Below are 2,365 nucleotides of genomic sequence, written 5' to 3' on the forward strand. Positions count from 1 at the left end.
TCGGCGGCTGCCCGGCGGCGGGCGGCCGGTGGTCGGCGGGACGGTCCGGAGAGGCGGCGGTCACGAGGTGGCCGGTCGGCGGTCCACCACGCCCGCGCCCGGCGGCACGGCGAAGGCGGCCGCCTCGACCGTCTCGGTGTAGCGGGTCAAGGTCAGCTCGGTCGGGGTGCCGTCGAGGGTGCCGGTGAAGGTGCCCAGCAGCCCCTCGGTGGTGACGCAGGTGGTGAAGTCGCCGGCCGAGCGCCGCACGTCGACGCAGGTGGCGTGGTGGCCGGCGACGGTGGTGTCGCTCTGGGTGACCTGGGCGTCGGGGTCGAGGGCGGCCTCGGTGAGCAGCGCCATCACGGCCGGCGGGGTGACCAGGCCCCGCTTGTCCGCCTCGGTGTAGACGACCACCGACGGCTTCCCGGCGGTCAGCTCCGGCGGCAGCACGGTGCAGGCGGTCCGGCCGTCGGCGTTCTCGCACCGGGTGACCGCCTCCTGGGTCACCGTGATCTTGCCGTCCGGCCAGGTGTAGGCGGAGCGCAGCGGCTCCTGCGTCTGGGCGATCGAGGCCGTCCGTCCGCCGGCGAACCGGTAGTCCGCGGCCCAGGTGCCGGTCAGCGCGCCGTCCATCCGGGCGGCCAGGTCGTTGACCAGGTCGGCCCGGCCCAACGCCCGGCCGGCGTCGTCCAGGGTCTGGCATCCGGTCACCGTGAGCGACGCGGCGGCCGACACGGCCAGCACGCGGAGGGTGGTCGATACGGCGGGCATGGCGACCAGCGTGGTCGATCGGGTCCACCCGACGCAAACCCGTTGCCGGTTGAGGCCCGAGAATCCGGGAATGTCCGTCTCACCCCGCGCGCCGGTGGGGATCCGGGGCGCGGTACGAACGGCGGGCGACGACGTGCGGCCGGCCGTCGCCCGATACGCTGCGTTCAACACCTGCCCCAGCCGCACCGTCGCGGCCCATACCGGATTCGCACACACGAACGAGGAGCGACTCAGTGGCAACCATCGAGGGAATCGTCGCCCGGGAGATTCTCGACTCGCGGGGCAACCCGACGGTCGAGGTCGAGGTCGGGCTCGACGACGGCACGATCGCCCGCGCCGCGGTGCCCTCCGGCGCCTCCACCGGCGCCTTCGAGGCGATCGAGCTGCGCGACGGTGACTCCGACCGCTACCAGGGCAAGGGCGTCGAGAACGCGGTCGCCAACATCGAGGACAAGATCGTCGACCAGCTCATCGGCTACGAGGCGAGCGAGCAGCGGCTGATCGACCAGAAGATGCTCGACCTCGACGGCACGGACAACAAGGCCGAGCTGGGCGCGAACGCCATCCTGGGCGTCTCCCTGGCGGTGGCGAAGGCCGCCGCGGGCAGCGCCGAGCTGAGCCTCTTCCGCTACCTGGGTGGCCCGAACGCGCACCTGCTGCCGGTGCCGATGATGAACATCCTCAACGGTGGGGCGCACGCCGACTCCAACGTCGACGTCCAGGAGTTCATGATCGCGCCGATCGGCGCGCCCAGCTTCCGCGAGGCGCTGCGCTCCGGCGCCGAGGTCTACCACGCGCTGAAGTCGGTGCTGAAGAAGAAGGACCTGTCGACCGGCCTCGGCGACGAGGGCGGCTTCGCCCCGAACCTGCCGAGCAACGCCGCCGCGCTGGACCTGATCGCCGAGGCGGTGGAGAAGGCCGGCTACCGGCTCGGCACCGACATCGTCTTCGCCCTCGACGTGGCCGCCACCGAGTTCTTCGACAACGGCACCTACACCTTCGAGGGCAGCGCGAAGTCCGCCGAGGAGATGAGCAACTACTACACCAAGCTCATCGGCGACTACCCGATCGTCTCCATCGAGGACCCGCTGTCCGAGGACGACTGGAGCGGCTGGGCGACCCTGACCGCCGCGGTCGGCGACCGGATCCAGATCGTCGGCGACGACCTCTTCGTGACCAACCCGCAGCGCATCGCCCGGGGCATCGCGGAGCGGACCGCCAACGCGGTGCTGGTCAAGGTCAACCAGATCGGTTCGCTGACCGAGACGCTGGACGCGGTGGACCTGGCCCACCGGGCGGGCTTCAAGTGCATGATGAGCCACCGTTCCGGCGAGACCGAGGACACCACCATCGCCGACCTGGCCGTCGCCACCGGCTGCGGTCAGATCAAGACCGGTGCCCCGGCCCGCTCGGACCGGGTGGCCAAGTACAACCAGCTCCTGCGGATCGAGGAGGAGCTGGCCGACGCGGCGCGGTACGCCGGCGCGGGCGCGTTCCCGCGTTACCGTTCGGCCTGACGCGCTAAGCCTCGGGGGAGGGGTGTGACGATGCAGCAGCGCCGCACACCGGGCGGTCAGCGCCCCGCCCGTCGACCGACCGGTCGACCGGGCGG

The 2,365-nt window shown here is 72.1% G+C and carries 2 protein-coding genes; one reads left to right on the forward strand and one right to left on the reverse strand.

Annotated features, from left to right (window positions below):
• Positions 1 to 60: 60 nt before the first annotated feature.
• A complete protein-coding gene (locus JNW89_RS34955) occupies positions 61 to 753 on the reverse strand; it encodes a hypothetical protein (RefSeq protein ID WP_238452278.1) in 693 nt (230 codons plus the stop codon).
• A gap of 233 nt (positions 754 to 986) precedes the next feature.
• Between JNW89_RS34955 and eno the strand changes: the two genes are divergently transcribed.
• The gene (gene eno, locus JNW89_RS34960; RefSeq protein ID WP_238452279.1) at positions 987 to 2,270 is read left to right on the forward strand and encodes a phosphopyruvate hydratase; all 1,284 of its coding nucleotides are present in this window, start codon (positions 987 to 989) and stop codon (positions 2,268 to 2,270) included.
• Positions 2,271 to 2,365: the final 95 nt, after the last annotated feature.

Source organism: Micromonospora sp. 4G55 (genome assembly GCF_016803375.1).

Excerpts from the sequence above, each read along its gene's own strand:
- JNW89_RS34955 (WP_238452278.1), bottom strand. The coding sequence starts at position 753 with ATGCCCGCCGTATCGACCACCCTCCGCGTGCTGGCCGTGTCGGCCGCC.